The 21,978-nt window shown below is 42.7% G+C and carries 21 protein-coding genes and 1 riboswitch; of the genes, 8 read left to right on the plus strand and 13 right to left on the minus strand.

Annotation, left to right across the window (positions count from 1 at the left end; genetic code table 11):
• Positions 1-67: 67 nt before the first annotated feature.
• The 6 genes from AC2YHV_RS09715 to AC2YHV_RS09740 form a co-directional block, all read right to left on the minus strand.
• Entirely contained in the window at positions 68-1,720 is a 1,653-nt protein-coding gene (locus AC2YHV_RS09715; protein ID WP_487373105.1) for a glycerol-3-phosphate dehydrogenase/oxidase, read from the minus strand.
• 14 nt (positions 1,721-1,734) lie between these two features.
• Complete coding sequence (locus AC2YHV_RS09720; RefSeq protein ID WP_186442141.1) at positions 1,735-1,875, minus strand: hypothetical protein; 141 nt, start codon at positions 1,873-1,875, stop codon at positions 1,735-1,737.
• A 293-nt stretch (positions 1,876-2,168) separates the two neighbouring features.
• The gene (gene glpK / locus AC2YHV_RS09725) at positions 2,169-3,659 is read right to left on the minus strand and encodes a glycerol kinase GlpK (protein ID WP_487373106.1); all 1,491 of its coding nucleotides are present in this window, start codon (positions 3,657-3,659) and stop codon (positions 2,169-2,171) included.
• A 21-nt stretch (positions 3,660-3,680) separates the two neighbouring features.
• A complete protein-coding gene (locus tag AC2YHV_RS09730) occupies positions 3,681-4,505 on the minus strand; it encodes an MIP/aquaporin family protein (RefSeq protein WP_057277980.1) in 825 nt (274 codons plus the stop codon).
• Positions 4,506-4,732: 227 nt separating this feature from the next.
• Positions 4,733-5,281, minus strand: a complete 549-nt coding sequence (locus AC2YHV_RS09735) for a glycerol-3-phosphate responsive antiterminator (protein ID WP_063574821.1) — start codon at positions 5,279-5,281, stop codon at positions 4,733-4,735.
• A 166-nt stretch (positions 5,282-5,447) separates the two neighbouring features.
• Positions 5,448-5,867 carry a hypothetical protein gene (locus AC2YHV_RS09740; protein WP_145506609.1) on the minus strand — a complete coding sequence of 140 codons (420 nt, stop codon included), beginning with the start codon at positions 5,865-5,867 and terminating at the stop codon, positions 5,448-5,450.
• A gap of 156 nt (positions 5,868-6,023) precedes the next feature.
• Positions 6,024-6,125: riboswitch (SAM riboswitch) on the plus strand.
• Between the two features lie 307 nt (positions 6,126-6,432).
• Here AC2YHV_RS09740 and AC2YHV_RS09745 point away from each other — a divergent pair.
• The 3 genes from AC2YHV_RS09745 to AC2YHV_RS09755 all read left to right on the plus strand — a co-directional run bounded on the left by AC2YHV_RS09745 (position 6,433) and on the right by AC2YHV_RS09755 (position 9,380).
• Entirely contained in the window at positions 6,433-7,536 is a 1,104-nt protein-coding gene (locus AC2YHV_RS09745) for a 5-methyltetrahydropteroyltriglutamate--homocysteine S-methyltransferase (RefSeq protein ID WP_268936127.1), read from the plus strand.
• A 209-nt stretch (positions 7,537-7,745) separates the two neighbouring features.
• The gene (locus tag AC2YHV_RS09750; protein WP_057278291.1) at positions 7,746-8,048 is read left to right on the plus strand and encodes an ArsR/SmtB family transcription factor; all 303 of its coding nucleotides are present in this window, start codon (positions 7,746-7,748) and stop codon (positions 8,046-8,048) included.
• A gap of 156 nt (positions 8,049-8,204) precedes the next feature.
• Positions 8,205-9,380, plus strand: a complete 1,176-nt coding sequence (locus AC2YHV_RS09755) for an MFS transporter (RefSeq protein WP_487373107.1) — start codon at positions 8,205-8,207, stop codon at positions 9,378-9,380.
• Between the two features lie 103 nt (positions 9,381-9,483).
• Here the strand turns inward: AC2YHV_RS09755 and AC2YHV_RS09760 are convergent, their stop codons facing one another.
• The 3 genes from AC2YHV_RS09760 to AC2YHV_RS09770 form a co-directional block, all read right to left on the minus strand.
• Positions 9,484-10,008 carry a hypothetical protein gene (locus AC2YHV_RS09760; RefSeq protein WP_095679896.1) on the minus strand — a complete coding sequence of 175 codons (525 nt, stop codon included), beginning with the start codon at positions 10,006-10,008 and terminating at the stop codon, positions 9,484-9,486.
• A 255-nt stretch (positions 10,009-10,263) separates the two neighbouring features.
• Positions 10,264-11,364: a CaiB/BaiF CoA transferase family protein gene (locus AC2YHV_RS09765; protein WP_487373108.1), complete on the minus strand. Its 1,101-nt coding sequence runs from the start codon at positions 11,362-11,364 to the stop codon at positions 10,264-10,266.
• Positions 11,365-11,606: 242 nt separating this feature from the next.
• Positions 11,607-13,088: an amino acid permease gene (locus AC2YHV_RS09770; RefSeq protein ID WP_487373109.1), complete on the minus strand. Its 1,482-nt coding sequence runs from the start codon at positions 13,086-13,088 to the stop codon at positions 11,607-11,609.
• 442 nt (positions 13,089-13,530) lie between these two features.
• On the opposite strand from AC2YHV_RS09770, the gene AC2YHV_RS09775 reads away from it, so the two are divergent.
• Positions 13,531-15,156, plus strand: coding sequence for a M4 family metallopeptidase (locus AC2YHV_RS09775; protein WP_487373110.1), 1,626 nt, complete (start codon positions 13,531-13,533; stop codon positions 15,154-15,156).
• Positions 15,157-15,442: 286 nt separating this feature from the next.
• Entirely contained in the window at positions 15,443-15,844 is a 402-nt protein-coding gene (locus tag AC2YHV_RS09780; RefSeq protein WP_034310428.1) for an SET domain-containing protein, read from the plus strand.
• A gap of 467 nt (positions 15,845-16,311) precedes the next feature.
• Here AC2YHV_RS09780 and AC2YHV_RS09785 read toward each other — a convergent pair whose 3' ends face one another.
• Both AC2YHV_RS09785 and nagZ read right to left on the minus strand, forming a co-directional pair.
• Positions 16,312-16,500 (minus strand): hypothetical protein, encoded by a 189-nt coding sequence (locus AC2YHV_RS09785; protein WP_034310424.1) that lies wholly within the window; start codon positions 16,498-16,500, stop codon positions 16,312-16,314.
• 89 nt (positions 16,501-16,589) lie between these two features.
• On the minus strand, positions 16,590-17,822 hold the full coding sequence (gene nagZ, locus AC2YHV_RS09790; RefSeq protein WP_487373111.1) for a beta-N-acetylhexosaminidase: 1,233 nt from the start codon (positions 17,820-17,822) through the stop codon (positions 16,590-16,592).
• Between the two features lie 164 nt (positions 17,823-17,986).
• Here nagZ and AC2YHV_RS09795 point away from each other — a divergent pair, with 164 nt between their 5' ends.
• Positions 17,987-18,340, plus strand: a complete 354-nt coding sequence (locus AC2YHV_RS09795; protein ID WP_063574813.1) for a hypothetical protein — start codon at positions 17,987-17,989, stop codon at positions 18,338-18,340.
• A gap of 282 nt (positions 18,341-18,622) precedes the next feature.
• On the opposite strand, the gene AC2YHV_RS09800 is transcribed toward AC2YHV_RS09795, so the two are convergent.
• Positions 18,623-19,405 (minus strand): TrmB family transcriptional regulator, encoded by a 783-nt coding sequence (locus AC2YHV_RS09800; RefSeq protein ID WP_063574812.1) that lies wholly within the window; start codon positions 19,403-19,405, stop codon positions 18,623-18,625.
• Between the two features lie 214 nt (positions 19,406-19,619).
• On the opposite strand from AC2YHV_RS09800, the gene AC2YHV_RS09805 reads away from it, so the two are divergent.
• Together AC2YHV_RS09805 and AC2YHV_RS09810 are read left to right on the plus strand one after the other, a co-directional pair.
• Entirely contained in the window at positions 19,620-20,390 is a 771-nt protein-coding gene (locus AC2YHV_RS09805; RefSeq protein ID WP_413004466.1) for a sulfite exporter TauE/SafE family protein, read from the plus strand.
• A 107-nt stretch (positions 20,391-20,497) separates the two neighbouring features.
• Entirely contained in the window at positions 20,498-21,436 is a 939-nt protein-coding gene (locus AC2YHV_RS09810) for an oxidoreductase (protein WP_487373112.1), read from the plus strand.
• Positions 21,437-21,513: 77 nt separating this feature from the next.
• On the opposite strand, the gene AC2YHV_RS09815 is transcribed toward AC2YHV_RS09810, so the two are convergent.
• On the minus strand, positions 21,514-21,954 hold the full coding sequence (locus AC2YHV_RS09815) for a peptidylprolyl isomerase (protein ID WP_034310415.1): 441 nt from the start codon (positions 21,952-21,954) through the stop codon (positions 21,514-21,516).
• Positions 21,955-21,978 lie beyond the last annotated feature (24 nt).

Genomic DNA, 21,978 nt, shown 5'->3' on the forward strand with positions numbered 1-21,978 from the left:
ATAATCACATTCCGAATACAAAAAAAACGCCAGCGATTCCACCGGCGTCATGTTTTTTGCATATGAATCAAGATACTTTAATCGCACCCAATATTTCCTGTTCCAATTGATTGGTTCTCTCCATTTTTGTTGATTCCGTCCATCCAAAATATCCAGCCATATAATCGATCACTGCATGTTTATGCGTTTGGACTAAATCGATATCGAATAACAGTGTCCCCGTCCTGCGGAAAAAGAAATCCACTGGGGTTGCGGCCATTTCATGATCAACTGCGTATTTCAGCTGTACGAACAATTTCTTTGGAAGACCGCTGTTCGCTCCTCCGTCTCCTTCGTTTTTGGCGATATCGAATAGTACAGGTGCGTTGGACCCGTACATGGCCAATATCTCTTTGGCGTCCTTTGCAGCGAGCCCTGAGTCAACTCCCATTTGAACATGTTGCTTGATATAATCGGAGAAGTTTCCTGATCCCCCGACATCCCCTCCGGAAATCGGCATGCCTTTCGTGCTGCTGGCTGGATAAGTTTTATTGGATTGCTGGGCTAGCTTCCCTGACAAAAGGTCGACCGTCGTTTTGGCCATTTTGCGATAACCGGTCAATTTCCCACCAGCAATCGTGATAAGGCCAGAATCGGACTCCCAGATTTCATCTTTCCTAGATATCTCAGAAGGATCTTTCCCTTCTTCAAGAATCAACGGCCTTACCCCAGCCCAGCTGGATTCGATATCATCATCCGTAATGTTCACTTCTGGAAACATATAATGTATGGACTTTAATAGATAGGCACGGTCTTCGGAAGTAACGGTCGGCACTGCAGGATCACCATCATAAAAAGTATCCGTAGTCCCTACATAAGCTTTACCTGCTCTCGGGATGGCAAAAATCATCCGGCCATCAGGCGTATCAAAATAAAGCGCCTGCTTCAACGGGAATCTCGATTGGTCGATGACCACGTGCACACCCTTGGATAACTTCAGCGTTTTCCCATTTTTCGATTGGTCCTTCTCACGAATGGAATCCACCCACGGACCTGCTGCATTAATAACTTTGTCTGCGTATATTTCATAAGCATCATCTGAAAGCAAATCGGCCACTTGGACTCCGTTCACCTTACCGTTTTCATATAACAATTTATCTACTTTTGTATAATTTATCGGTGTTGCACCTTTATCGACAGCCGCCTTCATGACTTCAATCGTAAGACGTGCATCATCTGTCCGATATTCAACATAGTAGCCTCCGCCCTTCAGTCCCTCTTTCTTAACGAGAGGCTCCCGTTTTAGTGTTTCATCCGCCGAAAGCATTTTCCTGCTTTCAGATTTTTTAACCCCTGCAAGGAAATCATAGACCCGAAGCCCAATCGAAGTACTGAATTTCCCGAAGGTGCCTCCTTTATGCATCGGTAACAGCATCCATTCCGGCGTGGTCACATGCGGTCCATTCTCATATACGATTTCTCGCTCTTTACCAACCTCGGCAACCATTTTTATTTCAAATTGCTTCAAATACCGCAATCCGCCATGAACAAGTTTTGTCGAGCGGCTTGAAGTACCAGCAGCAAAATCCTGCATTTCAACCAAAGCCACTTTCATCCCACGGGTCGTTGCATCCAGAGCGATCCCTGCACCGGTAATTCCCCCGCCAATGACAACCACATCAAATTTCTCTTTTTTCAGAGTTTCGACCGTTTCTTCCCGATATATATTTGAAAACCTCATGCCTGACTCCTCCTTTAAGTATTGCATTCTATTGTTTTTTGTATGAATTGGCGCTGTCCACTCGTGAATTCTGCACTTTTACTCATGAATTCGCGCGGTTTACTCGTGAATTCTCCACTTTTAATCGTGAATTCTACGTTTACTCGTGAATTCACACGATTTACTCGTGAATTCGCTCCATTTACTCGTGAATTTACACGGTTTACTCGTGAATTCTGCGTTTACTCGTGAATTCGGTCATTATATTCAATTGGTTCATTTGTACGCATAAGTTATATAGATATTAATAACCCTAATCTGCCGTTAAAAACAAAAAAAGAGACCATAAATGCACATTATCGAATTAACGATAACGCATTCATGGTCTCTCCTGTTCTCCGGCCGAGTTATTAACTTGATTTCATTATAGCATACTCCAGCTCATTTGAGAAAGAATTCATGTTGTTTTTTATTTAAATGCCATAGCGGCATGTACGGCTTTCTTCCAGCCTTCATATAATTTTTCACTTTCTTGCTCTTCCATGGATGGTTCAAAGGTTTTGTCCACCGCCCATTGCCGGGAGATTTCTTCTTGATCCTTCCAATACCCGACAGCAAGGCCGGCTAGGTATGCAGCACCTAATGCTGTAGTTTCGTTTATGGTCGGCCTCTCGACGGGCACACGTAATAAGTCGCCCTGGAATTGCATCAAGAAGTCATTCTTGACTGCCCCGCCATCCACTCTTAATGTTTGCAGCTCGATTCCTGAATCCGCCTCCATTGCATCAAGGACATCCTTCGTTTGATACGCAAGTGATTCAAGTGTGGCACGAATGAAATGTTCTTTTGATGTGCCGCGCGTCAAACCAAAAACGGCTCCCCGCACTTCGCTGTCCCAATATGGAGTTCCAAGTCCTACGAAAGCTGGTACCACATATACTCCATCCGTACTTTCCACCCGTTTTGCATAGTCCTCACTGTCCTTGGCATCATGCAGCATCCGCAGGCCATCGCGCAGCCATTGGATGGCGGAGCCAGCTACGAATATACTGCCTTCCAGTGCATATTCGACCTTCCCGTTCAAGCCCCAAGCAAGGGTCGTCAATAGTCCGTGTTCGGAGCTGACAGCCTTGGTTCCTGTATTCATGAGCATGAAACAGCCTGTTCCATACGTATTTTTAGCCATTCCTTCCTTAAAGCAGGCTTGGCCGAATAATGCTGCCTGCTGATCACCGGCTGCCCCGGCGATCGGAACCGATTGGCCGAAGAAATGATATTCGATCGTACGTGCATATTCCTCAGAGGAAGGCCTCACTTCCGGCAGCATCGACTTTGGTACAGTCAATATCTCAAGCAGTTCTTCATCCCATTTCAGTTCATGGATATTGTACATCAATGTCCGGGATGCATTGGAATAGTCCGTTACATGAGCCTTGCCTCCTGATAGCTTCCAGATCAGCCAAGTATCGATGGTACCGAATAACAGCTTGCCTTCATCCGCCTTTTGCCGTGCCCCTTCCACATTATCGAGGATCCACTTCACTTTCGTTCCGGAAAAATAGGCATCTATCAACAATCCCGTTTTATCCCGGAATAAATCATTAAGTCCCTTTTCCTTCAACTCATCACAGATTCCACTTGTTTGCCTGGACTGCCATACAATCGCATTATAGACAGGCGTACCTGTTTCCTTATCCCAAACGACTGCCGTTTCACGCTGGTTGGTGATCCCGATACCGGCAATTTGCTCTGGCTTTACACTGGATTCAGATAGTACACCGGCGATCACCGCCAGGATCGACCCCCAAATCTCATTGGCGTTATGCTCGACCCAGCCTGGTTTAGGGAAATGCTGTGTGAATTCCTTTTGGGAGGAATGGACGATTTCCCCCTTTTCATTAAATAAAATCGCCCTCGAACTTGTTGTTCCTTGATCTAATGATAAAATGTATTTTTCCATTGTGTATGCCCCTCCTTTTAATTAACTAGCGATATTTCTGCTATCCAATTCATGTGACTGTTTTTTACCAAAAGCATAGGCTACTATCAATAGTACCAGGCTTGCACCCATAACAGACCAAAATCCTGCCGTTATTTCCCCCATGAAGAATGCTTTATAACAAACGGCACCAAGTGAACCCCCTACAATCGGTCCAATGACCGGAATCCATGAATAGCCCCAGTTGGAATTTCCTTTACCAGGTATCGGCAGCAAAAAGTGAGCGATGCGCGGCCCCAGGTCGCGGGCCGGGTTAATGGCGTATCCTGTTGTTCCCCCAAGCGACATCCCGATCACGACAATCAATAACCCGACTGCGAATGGGTTTAGACCCTCTGTAAAATTATTGGCCCCTATAAATAATAGACCAAGAATAAGGATGAAAGTTCCAATCATCTCACTTAATAGATTTGAAAATGTGTGCGGGATTGCAGGTGAAGTCGCGAATACACCAAGCTTCGCCCCTGGATCATCCGTAGCTTTCCAGTGTGGCAAATAGTGCAGGAATACTAGAGTTGCGCCGAGTATCGCGCCAATCATCTGGGCAACGATGTAACCGGGCACATCACTCCATGGAAATTCTCCAATAATGGCAAAACCTACTGTGACCGCCGGGTTTAAATGCGCCCCGCTTATGGAACCCACTGCAAAAACACCCATGGTAACCGCCAATCCCCACGCAATCGTGATAACGATCCAGCCGGCATCTTTTGCATAAGAACCCTTTAAGGATGAACCTGCCCCAATACCTGCTCCGAATAAAACTAAAATCATCGTGCCTAACACTTCTCCCCAAAATGGAGTCATGATAAAACCCCTCCCCTGATAATTTTTTAAACCTTGCCAACAAATAAAAGGAGATCCACAGCAGAACCATCTTCATAAAAAAAATTATGAATAGATCTGTTGTGAATCTCCTAGTCTCCGTCACATATATTAACTTGTACTGTAAAATATACTAGGTTATGAAAACGCTGTCAATATTTTGTGAAAAATTAATCTATTATTCTGTAATTTTTTTCAATTTTTCCCTATTAGACGATATCCCATAATTCAGTTTTTGAAGTGGTGATTGACGAGGCTCCGGCATCAAGGGCATTCAGGACTTCATCCGAAGTACGTATGAGGCCGCCTGCAAAAATCGGTGTCTGCAATCGTTCCTTCACTTCTTTTATCATCCATGGCATGGCGCCCGGCAATACTTCGATATAATCCGGCTTGGTTTTCTGCACCAGCTTATAACTTTTCTCAAGCGCATGTGAGTCTATTAAAAAGATTCGCTGGATGGCAATGACCCCCTTTTGCTTCGCCTTCAATATAACGCTTGATTTAGTCGAAATCAGCCCATAGGGGTTATATTCCTGACAAATGAATTCTGTCGCGTACTCATCACTTCTTATGCCATGGATCAAATCGACATGATAAATCATTTTCTTATTATGCTGCTTTGCCATCATACTTACATTTTTCAATTGTGAGATATGCAAATCAAGAAACACACCTATTTCATAGGAACTTTCTAGAAATCTTTCAAAATCCTTCATGCTTGCTGAAGCAGGCAAAATCTTCTGATCCATCATCATCCTCCTCATTCCCAGAAAAACTCAAAACTTCAAGTCATTTAGTATATTTTAAAGAACTTGATTTATCAAACACATTTTTTCATGAACCATGTAACCTTAACACTATCATACCTTTCACACCCTTTATAGATTGCGGCAAAGGATATATGTAAAATATCCCCTTGAATCATAAAGAGAGTTTCATTTTCAATGCACCTTCGACGAGTTCATACGATTTAATTGTGCCAATTGGAATTTTTCTCACGATGCTCCAAGCATTAACATTCATTTTGATCGTTCTTTTTTCATATTCAAAAAATGGCGGTCTGTTAAATATCCTTTTGTTGATGAAATCCCTGTCAATTGGTTCCATTTCGACTAATTCAAATGAAATCGTTCTTTTTTCCACATGAATCGGTTTTAATGTAATCCGGAAAGCCACGTTTTTCTTAAACATCATTTTTTTCACTTCCATCGTTCCGGAAAGCACAATATGCTTTGGCGTAATTTCGACTTTAATATCCTGATCAGATGATTTCATTTTTATGATTCTCTCTATCATGGCTTCAGTTACCGTAATCGGTATGCCATTTTTGAATGGACTCATCCTTGCATTCCCTCCCCACTCAAAGCATATGCCGGATTCCCTGATGCCGTTAACATTCCAGCCCGGATTAATAAACGGTATATTCGAAATATTCCAGCTCTACCCCTTGACCTTCGTAAAAACTACCTGTATAGTCAAAGTTAATTTAATAGACAACTCTTATCCAGAGAGGTGGAGGGACTGGCCCTTTGATGCCTCAGCAACAGACTGATCTTGTACTGTGCTAATTCCAGAAGTGTAAAAACTTGAAGATAAGAAGAGTATATAGCTTTGTTGCCAACACCTCTTCTTATTTTTAAGAAGAGGTTTTTTATTTTGGCTGTTTTCACATACTTTGTTGCTATTTACCAGGTAGTGGGTTGTGGTTGATTTCCCCTCAAGATGCTCGCTTTCCGCGGGGCGGGCGGTGAGCCTCCTCGGCGTAAACGCCTGTGGGGTCTCACCTGTCCCGCTGCTCCCGCAGGAGTCTCGCACTTCCGCTCCAATCAACCTTAAATCGTTTCGTTTAAAAACAACAATCTTTACGAAAAGAGCCTATATTTTTAAAAGGAAAGAAGGAATCAACATGTCAATCACATTAACGAAAGCACCATTCAGGGCGGACCACGTCGGAAGTTTATTAAGACCGGAACGTTTACATATTGCCAGGAAGGACTTTAAGGAAGGTACCATTTCAGCTGAGAGGCTTCGTGAAATTGAAACTGAAGAAATCAATCGGATCGTCGATAAACAAATCGAAGTTGGTTTAGAGGCCGTTACGGACGGTGAATTCAGACGAACATGGTGGCACTTTGACTTCCTCGAACATTTAAATGGCATCGAGGGATATGTAACTGAAAAAGGCCTCACATTCGATGGTGTCGAAACAGAGAGATATAATGTTCGCAATACCGGGAAGGTTTCATTCAACCCTGAACATCCCTTCATTCGTGATTTCATTGAATTGAACAAAATCGTGAACGGACGTGCCGTTGCCAAGCAAACAATCCCCAGTCCGAATCAATTATTTGCTGCAGGCATTCATAATGAAGACGTCTACCCTGATATCGAAGACTATGCAAATGATATCATCAACGCCTATCAGCATGCTTTGAAAGCCTTTTATGAAGCAGGTGTGCGTTATCTTCAATTGGATGATGTATATATTGCCAGACTTTCAGCTCCGGATTTCCAGTTCAAAGATGGAAAATATACGAGGGAACAATTAATTGATCTTGCACTTCGGGTCATTAACGGAGCATTGGAAGGCAAACCAGAAGACCTTATCGTCACTACCCATCTATGTCGCGGAAACTACCAGTCGACATGGGCGTTTGAAGGAAGCTATGCCCGTATCGCCCCAACTTTATTGGCAAAAGAAAAAGTGGATGGATTCTTCTTGGAATATGATGATCAACGCTCAGGGGATTTCAAACCATTGGAATACATTCCAAATGGCGGTGCACGGGTCGTACTGGGTGCCGTCACTTCAAAAAATGGAGAAATCGAGGACAAGGAAGCTGTTAAGGCACGCATTAAAGAAGCATCGCACTTCGTTCCGCTCGAACAATTATGCTTAAGCCCTCAATGCGGCTTCGCCTCCACCCATCACGGCAACAAGCTAACCGAAGCACAGCAATGGGAAAAACTGAAATTCGTCGTTGATGTAGCGAAAGAAGTATGGGAATGATTATTTTACGGAGACTTTAAAACTTATTTACAGGATTCGAACAACCTAATCGGCAGCACTTATTAGGGATCCGATTAGGTCCTTGCAATAATACATTTCCATTCCTTTAATGGCTCTTTTGAATAACGGTATCAAGTTTTGATTTATGAAATTAACGATGAATGTTAAAACCATTTGACATATCGATAATTCTCGATATAATGAAATGTATGAAAACAATCGAGATATTTAAAGCATTATCCAATGAATCCAGGTTGCAAATCTTACAATGGCTCAAGGCGCCTGAACTCCACTTCACCCCTCATGAGGGAATAGACATGAAGGAAACCGGCGTTTGCGTAAGTCAGATTACGGAAAAATTAAACATGACCCAGTCCACGGCCTCTCAATACCTCTCGATGCTTCTTAGAGCAGGATTGATTAAAACGGAGCGGATAGGAAAGTTTACGTATTACAAACGAGATGAAGATGCAATCTCAAAAATTACTGATTTCTTGAAAGAAGAAGTATGAAAATGAACCTGATCCGTACCTTAGAGGGTTGGGTTCATTTCCCCCCCCTAACAGTTCGACATTTCGCGATATGTTTATTTTTTATCCATACATATTAACATATTCCGATATGTCTTTATATAAAATTGATAATCATTAATGAGGAGTGAATCTATTTTGCTTAATACATGGAAAATTTATATGTTGGCGATAATCAGTTTTTTAGTAGGAACATCCGAATTCATCATATCCGGGATTTTGGATAAGATTGCGGATTCTCTTGGAGTTACCCTTGCTGCCGCAGGACAGCTCATTACAATTTTCTCCCTTGTCTATGCAATCGGTACACCCATTCTAATGGCTTTGACAGCAAGTTTAGACAGACGAAAATTAATGTTGTATTCCCTTGGACTATTCATAGTGTCCAACCTGCTTGCCTTTCTATTACCAGGCTTTGGACCGTTTCTATTTGCACGCATAATCATGGCACTTGGTGCAGGATTGGTTGTAGTCACCGCTCTGAATATTGCCGCTAAGCTTGCTCCGCCAGATAAACAAGCAAGTTCTATTGCGACAGTTGTCATGGGGTTTACAGCTTCCCTTATCATTGGCGTACCCCTCGGAAGAATCATGACGGATGCATTCGGCTGGAAATCCGTCTTTGGCGGAATCGCCCTATTCGGCCTGATTGCCATGGTCGTTTTATTCTTTACCATTCCTGCTACCAAAGGGGATAAACCAGTACCACTTCTCCAGCAGCTGGCCCTTCTTAAAAAAAGGAAAGTTGCCCTTGGATTATCGATAACCTTCTTCTGGCTTGGCGGATACTCGATAGCTTATACCTATCTATCCCCTTACCTGCTATCCGTATCAGGGATAAGTGACTCTCTACTTAGCACGGCCTTGCTTATATTCGGTATCGCAAGCTTGATCGGATCAAAGTTTGGCGGATATAGTACGGATCGATGGGGTGTATCATTTACACTAATTGGCGGTATGGCGCTGCATATTGTGATGATCATCATGTTATCCATCGTTACGAATTCATTGATGGCCGTTTTGATAATCCTCACATTATGGTCGTTCGCAGCATGGTCATCAGGGCCGACACAGCAATATCATTTAGCGACCCTAGAGCCTGAATCATCAGGCGTCATGCTCGGACTGAATCAGTCAATGATGCAATTGGCCATGGCCGCCGGTGCTGGAATTGGCGGTGTCGTTGTAGAACAAGCATCCCTTGCTTCCATAACCTGGATCGGTGCAACAGGGGTTGCCATTGCCATGGTCATTGTTCTGGTCCTTTCAAGTTCATCATCAAGCAGTAAAATAGTACAGTCCATAAATTCCTAGACCGTTAGATAAACATTCATCATAAGGCTAGATTCTAGCCTTATGATAAACCCTAAAACTGAAAGCAAACAAAAAAAAGAACGGCCATCTGGACGTTCCCTTTTTACTTGCAGCTATCATCATCCTCCATTTTCTTCACGAATATATCATCCGTCACCCTATCTTCCAGCTTGTTCCTCAAGGCCAATTCCGCAGCCTTCCCATCACTGGGCGATCCGTCCGAGAAATACATCGGAAACAAGGAGAAAAACATAACGTAGAAAGAAAAATAGATGAATTGATACCAGATCACCGAGCTGTCCAGGATATTCTGATACACTAAGCTATATATGATCAGCATGCTGACTAAATTAAAGATAGCCCCCCCTAAATATATCAGCGTATTCGTCAATCGATTATCATGTTTCAATCCCTTGAACTCGCAAGTCCCATTCCAAAAATAATATTTCCTCACCTCTATGTTCCGAAAGGCGAAAAGTTTATTGCCACAACCGATCAAGATTTTCTTTTCTGATCCCCCAAAGAGCGTAACAAAGAAAATATGCCCGCTCAAATGTATCAGCGTAACGATCGGCATGATCAAAAAAAAGGAAAATAGAAATTTAATGATATCAGAGAGACCAAACATATTTAACTAACCCCCTCCTTACCAGGATGCTACTCTGATACCCTGCCCACACTGGTTATAACTAGTAAATTTTCACAGTGGTAATATGTTGCTTTCCACAAATGATAAGAGGATAATTGTTCTCCTTCCGCTTCACTTCGACCTTCGAACTTCGAACGATCATATCGACCCTCCCCCTGCTTTTTCCGGCATTCAAAAAAAACAGGCTATCACATTCCAAAAAAACTGGAAAAGCGATAGCCTTTACATCTTTATTTAGCGATTGGGGGTTCGAAGGATTTCTGCGTTGTTTTGTCCTGGCTCCAAGCCTGCATGTTTATATCCAGGGGTGAAAACCGATGTTTTGATCGGGCAGGCGATTTGCCTCTGGACATTCCCTTTTCCGTCAGGAACCTCGACGATCATTCCCCTCTCCTTCAATTGGGGATGCTCGGCCGCTTCGGTGAAAGTCAGCACTGGTTCTGCGCAGGCCTCGAATTCAGCGAATATCTCCTGCCATTCATGAAAATCTCTTTCGAGGAAAGCCAGCCGGACGGCCGTTTTAAACCTGATTCCGCTTTCTTCATCGCTTTTCATGCTCAGCTCATATAATTCGGGTGCACCGATCGCTTCACATAATGCTTTTCGAAAAGGGGGCTCAAGGCTGCCTACCGAAAAATAGCGTCCATCCTTCGTTTCGTAAAAGTCATAAAAAGACCCTCCGTTCAGCATCAGTTTTTCTGGTTCAAGTTCAAGGCCACCTTGTAAACTCAGAGGTGCGGATATGGCATTCAAGGCAAAACTGCAGTCGGTCATGCTGATGTCGATGGCTTGGCCGAATCCTGTTCTTTCCCTGTGAATGACTGCAGATAATATTCCGATGACAGCATGCAATGAGCCTCCGGCAAGATCTGCTATTTGGGTTCCGTTTTTTGCCGGACCGTCCTTTTTCGTACCGGAATAGCCTGATAAGCCTGCTATCGAAATATAATTGATATCATGTCCCGGCCGGTCTTTATAGGGACCAGTCTGGCCGTAGCCCGTGATGGAACAGTAAATCAGCTTCGGGTTGATCGATTTTAATGCCCCATACCCCAGTCCCAGACGTTCCATGACACCTGGACGGAATTGTTCAATGACGATATCGTATTCCGTCACTAGGTTTCTTACGGATTCGATAGACTCGGATTGTTTTAAATCCAGTGTGATCGACTTCTTCGATCTGTTAAGATATTGATTCACACCCCATGAATCCTTTGTCCCCGGCCTCTCCACCTTCAAAACATCCGCTCCTAAATCCGCTAGCATCAAAGTGGCAAATGGGCCTGGCAGTAACGTTGAAAAGTCCAATACTTTTAAATGAGTCAATAAGGTCATCAGCTGTGCACCTTCCCTTTCCCTTGAAAATAGTAAAAGCCTTCCAGTCGTTCCGTACATGCAATTTAGCCGAGTTTACGATTATCATATAACACCTCCCATAACATTTGTATAAATTTCCATTTATTAAAAATAAAAAGCCAGGAATCAGCTTCCTGGCTTTTGATAATGAGTCTATAGAAAACAAGTAAAAGCCGGACAATATAAAACATATTGTCCGGCTTCTTTTACTTAAAGCTTGTTCAGTCATATTTTTTGTCAAAGTCAAATTCGACTTCATCAAGTTTAACGAATTTAGTTTTTCTTATAAATTTATAGCCAAGCCATAGACCAAGGAAAAGCGGAATCCCCAAGTATGCAGCTACAACACTGCCCCAATCGATATGGTCTGAGAAAAAGGCTTGGATATTTTGGGACAGGATGACGATCATGCCGATTAAAATGGCAAAAATCGGTCCGATTGGGAACCATAATGCCTTATATGGCAGCTTCTCCAATGAATGGCCTTGAGCGATGAACGCTTTCCGGAAACGGTAATGGCTGATGGAAATGCCGAGCCAAAAGATGAATCCTGTAATTCCGATGGCATTCATTAACCAAATATACACTTTACCATCGCCGAATATGGAGGCTAAAAAGGCCAGCATGCCGATGGAGCATGTCAAAATCATGCCGGCAACCGGTACGCCGCGTTTATTGAGTTTTGCAAAAATACGCGGTGCTTGCCCATCCTTTGCCATTGAATATAGCATACGCGTTGATGCATATAGACTAGAGTTACCTGCAGATAATACCGCTGTTAAAATGACGGCATTCATAAGCGAAGCGGCAAAGGCGACTCCAGCTTTTTCAAAAATGAGCGTGAATGGACTTACCATGACGTTATCACCCTGCAAACTTGAGCTCGTATAAGGGATAAGCAGTCCAATTACGAAGATTGCCAATACGTAAAAGAGCAAGATCCTCCAGAAGACACTTTTAATGGCCTTCGGTATATTCCGTGCAGGATCTTCACTTTCCCCTGCAGCCACACCGACAATTTCGGTACCTTGAAAAGAAAAGCCAGCCGCTATGAAAACGATGAAGACACCCATGAACCCGCCCGGGAAAGGAGCTTCATCGACGGTGAAGTTTTTAAAGCCTACCGCTTCGCCGCCCATAATGCCGACGATCATTAGCAGCCCGACGATAATGAAAATAACGATGGCGGTTACTTTTATGAAGGAAAACCAGTATTCCCCTTCACCATATCCTTTAACGGATAAATAGTTCAATAGGAAAATGAGCACCAAGAATGATGAACTCCATAACAATGATGGACTATTCGGAAACCAGAATTTCATGATCATTGTCGAGGCTGCCAACTCTGCGGCTATCGTCATCGACCAATTGAACCAATACGTCCATCCCAAAGCAAAACCAAATGCCGGATCGACGAATTTCGATCCATAGGTACTGAAAGAGCCGCTTGTCGGCATAAAGGCTGCCAATTCCCCTAAGCTCGTCATCACGAAGTACACCATTGCCCCAACTAAGGCATAAGCAAGTAATGCCCCGCCTGGCCCAGCTGTATGAATGGCTGCACCGCTGCTGAGGAACAGCCCGGTACCAATAGCCCCGCCAATGGAAATCATCGTTAAATGGCGGGATTTCAAACCGCGCTTTAACCCTTGTTCTTCTTGCTTTGGAGGATGCAAGATGTCATTTTCTTGTTTTGGTATCATAATTTTTCATCCCTTTCTATATAAGCGCTTTCATATATGGGGAAATCATTTAATAAATTTTCCTATTTCATAGACTTTCAAATAGACCTAATTTACAATTCGAATTCCTTTTCTGAATATATGCAATTTTCATGCCAAAATTACAAAGCGCAATATTCAACAGATTATCCAAAAAAATGCCTTCAATAGACAAATTTCTTTGCACTTTACGCCATGGTTTTTTGCACATTATGCCATGGTTTTTTGCACATTTATTCATTTGGTTTAATTTAAATACATTCCAAATATTACTAAAAGAATATATCCAAAGAATATTTCTATTAAAATCCATTTTTCTCCATTTTATTCCTTTAAATGTCATATTTTTCGCGAGTTTTCTTCATTTGATAATAATTATGAAACGATGTAAAAATGAGGTATTCTCATGAAGGAGTTGAGTGTTATGAAAGGTAAGGTATTTTTAGGAACTGCACTATCAATTGGTCTATTATTTTCTGCTATTCCCCATCAAGAAGCTTTAGCGGCAAAAAATGTGTTAAGTGTTGAAAAGTACAATAAGCATAGGGATTCGCTAGAATACAAGTCTGGGAAGCTTACGGACCCCTCAAAGCAAACGGCAGAAGATATCATTCTTACCTTTTTTGACGAGAACAAAAAGTCTTACAAGCTAGAAAAGCAAAAGGCGAAGGACTCCTTCACGATCGAGAAAGAAAGCAAGGATGAACTGGGCAATACCGTCCTTAAATTGCAACAAACCTATAAAGGCGTACCAGTATGGAACTCCACACAAGCCGTATTGATTGACGCTAAAGGTGTATTGACCGTCGTGTCCGGTACGGTTGAAGCCAATCTAAACACGAAATTAGGGAAAAAGGCTAAAAAAGGCATCAGTAAATCCGAAGCTATCAAAATAGCTGAAGCGGATCTGGGGTTCACACCTGCCTACGAGCAATCACCTGAATCTGACCTGTATGTATACGCAAATGAAGGCAAGGCCGATTATGTATATAAAGTCAATTTGAAATTCTTAAGTCCGGAACCAGGAAATCATCATTATTTCATTTCAGTCAAAACGGGTAAAATCCTGAATAAATATAATACATTGGATGAAGTGACGGGGACCAACTCCGTCGGAACGGGCACTGGCGTCTTAAACAATACGGTGTCGCTGAACACTACCTTATCCAACGGTCAATACTACTTACAAGACAATACACGCGGTAAAGGCATCTACACGTATAACGCCAATAACCGTTCAAGATTGCCTGGTACACTCTTTTCCAACACAACAAATGCTTTTACTGCTTCTGCCGATAAAGCTGCGGTGGATGCCCATTATTATGCGGGTAAAACCTATGATTATTACAAATCCACATTTGGCCGGAACTCCTATGATGGTAATGGAACCATCCTGAAATCAACCGTCCATTATGGCTCAAGATACAATAATGCTTTTTGGGATGGCACCCAAATGGTTTACGGTGATGGAGATGGCACGACGTTCATCCCATTGTCCGGCGGGCTCGATGTCGTTGCGCATGAATTGACGCATGCCGTCACTTCCTCGGAATCGAACCTTACCTATCAATATGAATCCGGTGCTTTGAATGAAGCGATATCTGATATTTTTGGCACTGTCGTAGAATTTAAGAATCAAAGTGCCAAAGCCGATTATTTGGTCGGGGAAGATATTTACACACCTAACATTTCCGGTGATGCACTCCGCTCGATGGCTAATCCAACATTGAATGGGGACCCTGACCATTATTCGAACCGTTATACAGGAACGGGTGATAATGGCGGAGTCCACACGAACAGCGGAATCATTAATAAGGCAGCTTATTTAATCTCTGCAGGCGGAACCCACCATGGCGTGAGTGTATCCGGAATCGGCATCGATAAACTAGGAACCATCTTTTATCGGACAAACACGACATATTTAACTTCGTCGTCTACTTTTTCACAAGCCAGAGCGGCCGTCATACAATCGGCCTCTGATTTATACGGTTCAAGCAGTGCAGAAGTCACGGCTGTCAAAAATGCCTTTACTGCTGTCGGTGTGAATTAACAGATTTACCTATAAATCAAACACCTCCCTAGCTTCCCTGCTAGCGGAGGTGTTTTTATCTTATGAATCGGTCTACCTTCCGAGGATCATTTTGGCCGTTCGTTCCCTTTTTTTTTCGTCCTTCATGTGAAGAATTCCGTCCTACGGTACAGGCGGGGCCTCAATAAAAACAAACTGATTCTTTTACTAAAAATGATTAATTCCGTAAAATAGTTGCTTTTCTTCTTATTAACTGTCAAGCTTAGATGATCTGGACTATATTGAATAGAACAAGTAGGTGACGAACATGATTGAAGTTAAAACTTCCACACTCAGTGATGGCGAGTTCAATAGAGGCGTATTCGCAACACGAGATATTAAAAAAGGTGAGCTTTTGCATGAGGCACCAGTCATTGCATATCCGAACGAGGAGCATGTTTTCATTGAGAAGACATTGCTGGCTGATTATGCGTTTGAATATGGAATTAACCATACTGCCATGCTTTTAGGCTATGGCATGCTGTTTAATCATTCTTATACACCCAACGCTACGTATGACATAAACTTCAAGAATCATACGTTTGATTTCTTTGCTTACACCGACATAAAAGCAGGAGAAGAAATCCTGATTAATTATAATGGTGAAGTCGATAATGAGGATCCGCTTTGGTTCAATAAAGAAAATGACGGCGAAGATGAAGCTGAATGATCATTGATCCCTCATGAAAGCACTTGTACTTTTGAATGCCTGTCCATGGTCTTCGAAAGAAACGAGTGCTTTTCCTTTTACCGACATGATGAATTCACTAAACCATAAAAAAAGCCCCATTAAGATTAACTTAATGGAGATAGTTTTTTGAAGACGATTGAATAAAAATAAATTTGCTACACTCTTGCCGAATGACTGGTTAGCCGAAACCGCTTGCTTTGATTAGGCTTGGCAGACAATCGGGCGGAAGCAGCAGATTTGAGGGTTAGTAATATGATTTCCACTCCAGGCACTCGCTTTCCGCGGGCGGTCCGGGAACCTCCTCGGCGCCTTTGCGCCTGTGGGTCTCCCCTGGACTCGCTTTTCCCGCAGGAGTCTCGTACCTTCCGTTCCATTCAACTTTTCATTTAAAACTATTTTGTCTACAGTTTGACCCCATTAAGAATTACTAATGGGGTCAATTCACCTTAACGTACGGATGGGTTACTTGATTTTGTTTTGGTTATTGATTGGAATTGGCTCTTCACCTTATCAATGGTTTCTGGTGTGGCTAGGGATCTTATTTGACTCATGGTTTTTTCACGGGTTTTCTTATTGCGCATTAAAAATGCGGCTGCTCCTATCAGGACGGTTCCAAGCATTTTGTTTGATGGCATGTTCGTTTCCTCCTTCAAGTTAGTCCTATATAGTATTCCCTCTATCAGCTGATTTAAACAAAAGCACCTTTTTGAGAGAGCGGTTTCGCTTATTCATCCTCGCTCAGGCTTTCGATGAACTTTATGCTTTCGGGATTTTTCACGACTTTTTCAGCTTGATCAGGGTCAGCTTTCGTTTGCTTCATGTTGTTAAGTTTATATGTCAGCACTCTTTTTACTGACTCGTTAATTCTATCCATTGGAACTTCCCCTGCTTTTACTGATCGCAGTAAACCGTTATATACCTCAAGCTCATGGGAATATTCATGACAGACGAGTAATAAGTCAGCTCCTGCAAGGATTGCCTGCTTCCCCATCTCATCATAGGAGAAGTACTTGTTCACGGCTCCCATTTCCAAATCGTCGGTAACGACAAGTCCTTCATATTTGAGTTTCCCCCGAAGCAGGTCTTCTATGATGATTTTAGAAAGGCTTGCTGGTTTTTCTTTATCATAGGCTGGATATTTAATGTGGGTCACCATCACGAAAAACTTTTGGTTATCCATTTCACTTATGATTTGCTTGAAGGGATAGATATCCGAATTTTCCAGATCCAGTTGGTTGGCCTCCACGGATGAAGTTTCGACATGCGGATCGATTTCGCTGCGTCCGTTGCCGGGAAAGTGCTTCAATGCACCCGTTATCGATACATCATTCAAGCCTTGAATGGCTTTCTTCCCGTATTGATAGACCTTTTCCGGATCTTGCCCCAATGAACGTTTATCCGTTTTTGATAGATCAAGTACAGGGGCAAAATTAATGTTAATCCCCATGGAGCCCAGTTCTGTCCCATTCAACCTGGCCACCTTGTACATGTCCTCAATAGAGGCATTTTTCCCAAGATCCTGTTGCGCAGGGAGGGGCGATACCCTTTCCTTCATCCTGATGATGTCCCCGCCTTCCTGATCGATAGCCACCATCAACGGAAGCGAATGTGCACTTTGATTGGCCGTTTGCTGAAGCGAGTTGGATAACCGGGCCACTTGTTTAGGTGATTTCATATTGCGGTCAAAATAGATGACACCTCCTATATGTTTTTGTTCGATGAGCTCCGTAATTTCATCGCTCTTTTCAGTCCCCCTGAAACCGACCATCATAAGCTGTCCGATTTTTTCTTCAAGCGTCATTTTATTCAGCAATTTCTCTATTCTTTCATGATTATCCGCATCGTCGTCCTCCCCTTTTTCCGCTCTGGAATTGACATCCATATTCTGAATGAACACGGCTGAAAAAGCGAGGATTGCGATGAAAAGCAGGCCCATAAATATTTTTTTATTCCTCATGCTTTGACCTTCTGTCCTTTCTTGATTGCCCTTTTATATTTGTTGCACACTTCTTAATCATGTTCATAAAGTGACGATTCTATATCATCATTGCCGATTTTTTGCATAAACCATTAGCCGCGTATAATACTACATACATAGCCTAATTCAAAGGAGATGCACCCATGAACGGAATCTTGAAGAACATTGCCGGCACTTTCAGTCATGCAGTCGATTATGCAAAAGAAAAAATAACAGCCATTACAGGAACAACTTCTGTTACGATAGCGGAATTGAGTGAGCACATCATCAATCAGCCCGAAACAAAACTAATCAGGAAAGACCTTTTAGGGATACCTTTTTCTTTTTATCATTTACAAATAGAAGACGTTACGTACTATTTGGAAATGAAAAGCTCACAGGTTCTCCAGTTGGACGTTCAAGCGCATAATCATACGATTGTGTCTTACAGGTCTTATCGAGATAAATCCAGCTTGCCCACAGCCATCAGATTTCCTAAAACCCTTTTAGCCGAATGAAAAATAAAGGCTGTTTTCGCATACTTTGTTGCTATTTAACAAGTAGTGCGGTGTGGTTGATTTCCCCTCCAGATGCACGCTTTCCTTGGTGCGGGCGGTGAGCCTCCTCGGCGTAAACGCCTGTGGGGTCTCACCTGTCCCGCTAATCCCGCAGGAGTCTCGCACTTCCGCTCCAATCAACCTTAAATAGTTTCGTTTTAAAAACAACAATCTTTTCGAAAAGAGCCAAAATAAAAAAGCTGATATCCCCTGCATATGGGGTTATCAGCTTTTTTTCAAATCTTATAGGGAGAAAAAACGGTCTCTTTCACTTGAAATCCATTTCTCGGCATCTTCTTCATCCTTTTTAACCAAGCGGTTAACGAGGATATCATGCCAAATGTAATTTTCGAGAAAATTGATATGGATGGGATCATCCGTGTAGAACGCCGTTTCTCTCGTTTCGGGCGAAGGGCCGTAAATCGTCTCCTTGCCATCAATGGATAAGATGAACCATTTGTTTTCCCCGATAGTTTCCACATAGCTTGTTTGGCGATGTATATCTATACCTGATAATGGGTTTTCAACCTGAAATGCAATCCCCTTGAGCGTGCAATGCGCAGCGGCCCCTATTAGCTCTTGTTCAAGTTTTCCATACATCTCGTCCCATAGGGAAACCACCACCCTTTTCTCGGCTTTTTGAATCAAGGTACGGCAGAAGGATAGGATGTGCCCTTCACCTTTAAGCGTCATTACACGATTGTCGGACATCGGTTCGTTTTTCTCGAATTGCTTTAATGTATGGCTGATGGATTGATAGGTATTTTTCCATTTTGATTGAACCGATTCCAAAAAAACATCGACTGGCAGCGGTGAGTATTTTATCGAGTCATTGATTTCCTCTTTTAAGACGATTCCTTCTTCTTGCAGTCCATTTAATATTTCATAGATGCGGGCCCTTGGAATTCCTGACTCCTTGCTTACTTGATAGGCACTGGTTGGGCCTTGGCGAACCAAAGAAACATAAGCCTTTGCTTCATATTGACTAAACCCGAGAGACTGTAGTTTTTGAATGATATCTTGCATAGTACCTCCTAGTGCTTTGGTAAGTTATATGCCTATCATACCAAATCTCTTATCGAAATCTATTCGATTTCAAACGGTATGGCTCTAATATTCTTATTTACAGAATGGTTCTTATTAGTTACTATCTAAATAGTGACTAATATGAACGCATGGATTATGGCTCCAGCAAAACAAGCATTTCAGCCATAATGCCATCGATACGGAGGCTTCTTGGATGGAAGATATACAAATTTCGACACTTTTGCTGCTGATTTTTTTCGGATTTTTGGCAGCATTCATTGATTCCGTGGTCGGCGGCGGCGGCCTGATTTCGATACCCGCTTTATTATTTTCAGGACTTTCCCCGTCAGCAGCGATCGCTACGAATAAGTTAGCAAGTTCCATGGGGTCTTTAACAAGCACCATTGCTTTCATTCGCTCAGGTAAGGTTGATTTCAAATTGGTTTCAAAACTTTTCCCATTGATTTTCATAGGTTCCCTGCTAGGAGCCTGGGTTGTCAATTTCGTCTCGCCTGAATTATTAAAGCCAATGATCTTGGTTCTATTAATAGCTATTGCCATTTATACCTTTTTTAAAAAGGACTGGGGCCAGAAATCGACTTACCATACACTCACATGGCAAAAGGCTGCACTATTTGCGTTCGCTATATTTGCCATTGGTTTTTATGATGGCTTTTTAGGCGCTGGAACGGGATCCTTCATTTTGTTTGCCTTTTTAATGATTGGCTTTGATTTTTTGCACTCTGCAGGAAATGCCAAATTTTTGAACTTCGGAAGTAATTTGGCGGCACTGATCATGTTCATATTCCTTGATACCGTCAACTTTTCCTACGGAATTCCAATGGGAATCTCCATGATAGCAGGAGCGTTGGCCGGTTCTAAATTTGCCATTAAGAAAGGGGTGGCATATGTAAGAGTATTATTTATCATCGTGACCGTCATTTTGATCGTGAAAAATATAATGGATTACTTAATGGGCGGCTAATCTTATTAAAAAATAGACGACAGCACACTGTTCCCCGCACAGAATGTGACATATAGGAATTATTTGGGTATATGATAAGTAAAGACTATGTGGAAAGGTGTGATTGGATGATTGAAAAGTGGAATGGCGAAGAAATGGCAGATGTATCGGGGCAAACCATTGTGATTACTGGTGCAAATAGCGGGCTTGGCTTCGAAACGGCTTTTGCATTGGCCGCTAAGGGGGCAGAGATCATCCTTGCGGTCCGGAATGCTTCAAAGGGTGAAAAGGCGGTCGATAGAATCTTATCGGTCCATCCAAAGGCAAATGTACGTGTGATGGAGCTAGATTTAAGTGATTTGAGCAGCATTCGGCATTTTGCCGCTTCCTTTCAGGAAAACTATGAATCTCTCTCCGTCCTCATCAATAACGCAGGTGTGATGATTCCGCCCTACAGTAGGACGAAGGATGGCTTCGAGCTGCAATTCGGCTGCAATCACCTCGGTCATTTTGCTTTGACAGGCCTCCTTCTTCCGTGTATCCTTTCTACGCCAAAATCGCGCGTGGTCACCTTGAGCAGCTTGGCCGCCATCAATGGATATATAGACTTCGAAAATCTAAATGGTGAAAACGGTTATAAACCAATGAAATACTATGGGCAAAGCAAACTGGCCAATCTACTATTCGCCCGCGAATTACAAAATAAATTCAACCAGCATGGCGCAACCCCGATCAGTGTTGCCTGTCATCCGGGCCTTTCCCATACTAATCTCATGTCCCGCGGTTCCGGCAAACCCATAAATAGATTCGTGCACTTTCTTTCCAAAACCATCACCCAGCCGGCAAGTATGGGAGCATTGCCTACCCTTTATGCCGCAACGGAACCTTCATTGACAGGCGGGGAGTATATCGGACCCGATGGAAAGAAGGGCAGAAAAGGCTTTCCCAGAAAAGACGAGGTCATCGATACCTTATATAATGAAGAAACTTCGAAAAGATTATGGGATATTTCCGAAACCTTGACAGAGGTCAAATATCGTTTCACTGAAAGCATGACGCCAAAATGACTTTATATTTCCCTGTCTTCGCTCATGAACAGAGCAAAAAGAAAGAGGGAGCATAATGCCCCCTCTTTTCGCTTCCATCATTCAGCGTCAAAAACTTCGACTTTTTCCATTTTGTCGCCATTTTTCATAGCTTTGGCTGTTTCAAGTCCAGAAGTCACTTTACCGAATACTGTGTGAACACCGTTAAGATGCGGTTGTGGTTCATGCACGATAAAGAATTGGCTTGAGCCTGTGTCTTTTCCAGCATGTGCCATAGATAGGCTTCCTGCCTCATGTTTATGAGGGTTTCCTTCTGTTTCACATTTGATTTGTGTGCCGCTTCCGCCTGCGCCTGTACCTGTTGGATCTCCGCCTTGGCTTACGAAACCAGGGATTACACGGTGAAAGACTACGCCATTATAAAATCCTGTGTTTGCCAAGTTTTCGAAGTTAGCCACTGTGTTAGGTGCTTCGTTCGGGAAAAGATCGAATTCGATTTTTTCTCCATTTTCCATAAGTATGTATCCTTTTTTAGCCATGTTAAACATCTCCTTTAATATGAA

Source organism: Peribacillus sp. SRI_006, assembly GCF_057586375.1.

Coding starts and splice junctions, on each gene's coding strand:
- AC2YHV_RS09715 (WP_487373105.1), bottom strand. CDS start 1,720: ATGAGGTTTTCAAATATATATCGGGAAGAAACGGTCGAAACTCTGAAA.
- AC2YHV_RS09780 (WP_034310428.1), top strand. CDS start 15,443: ATGATTGAAGTTAAAACTTCCACACTCAGTGATGGCGAGTTCAATAGA.
- glpK (WP_487373106.1), bottom strand. CDS start 3,659: ATGGAAAAATACATTTTATCATTAGATCAAGGAACAACAAGTTCGAGG.
- AC2YHV_RS09735 (WP_063574821.1), bottom strand. CDS start 5,281: ATGATGATGGATCAGAAGATTTTGCCTGCTTCAGCAAGCATGAAGGAT.
- AC2YHV_RS09785 (WP_034310424.1), bottom strand. CDS start 16,500: ATGCCATCAAACAAAATGCTTGGAACCGTCCTGATAGGAGCAGCCGCA.
- nagZ (WP_487373111.1), bottom strand. CDS start 17,822: ATGAGGAATAAAAAAATATTTATGGGCCTGCTTTTCATCGCAATCCTC.
- AC2YHV_RS09815 (WP_034310415.1), bottom strand. CDS start 21,954: ATGGCTAAAAAAGGATACATACTTATGGAAAATGGAGAAAAAATCGAA.
- AC2YHV_RS09750 (WP_057278291.1), top strand. CDS start 7,746: ATGAAAACAATCGAGATATTTAAAGCATTATCCAATGAATCCAGGTTG.
- AC2YHV_RS09775 (WP_487373110.1), top strand. CDS start 13,531: ATGAAAGGTAAGGTATTTTTAGGAACTGCACTATCAATTGGTCTATTA.
- AC2YHV_RS09795 (WP_063574813.1), top strand. CDS start 17,987: ATGAACGGAATCTTGAAGAACATTGCCGGCACTTTCAGTCATGCAGTC.
- AC2YHV_RS09760 (WP_095679896.1), bottom strand. CDS start 10,008: ATGTTTGGTCTCTCTGATATCATTAAATTTCTATTTTCCTTTTTTTTG.
- AC2YHV_RS09805 (WP_413004466.1), top strand. CDS start 19,620: ATGGAAGATATACAAATTTCGACACTTTTGCTGCTGATTTTTTTCGGA.
- AC2YHV_RS09810 (WP_487373112.1), top strand. CDS start 20,498: ATGATTGAAAAGTGGAATGGCGAAGAAATGGCAGATGTATCGGGGCAA.
- AC2YHV_RS09800 (WP_063574812.1), bottom strand. CDS start 19,405: ATGCAAGATATCATTCAAAAACTACAGTCTCTCGGGTTTAGTCAATAT.
- AC2YHV_RS09740 (WP_145506609.1), bottom strand. CDS start 5,867: ATGAGTCCATTCAAAAATGGCATACCGATTACGGTAACTGAAGCCATG.
- AC2YHV_RS09765 (WP_487373108.1), bottom strand. CDS start 11,364: ATGACCTTATTGACTCATTTAAAAGTATTGGACTTTTCAACGTTACTG.
- AC2YHV_RS09745 (WP_268936127.1), top strand. CDS start 6,433: ATGTCAATCACATTAACGAAAGCACCATTCAGGGCGGACCACGTCGGA.
- AC2YHV_RS09730 (WP_057277980.1), bottom strand. CDS start 4,505: ATGACTCCATTTTGGGGAGAAGTGTTAGGCACGATGATTTTAGTTTTA.
- AC2YHV_RS09770 (WP_487373109.1), bottom strand. CDS start 13,088: ATGATACCAAAACAAGAAAATGACATCTTGCATCCTCCAAAGCAAGAA.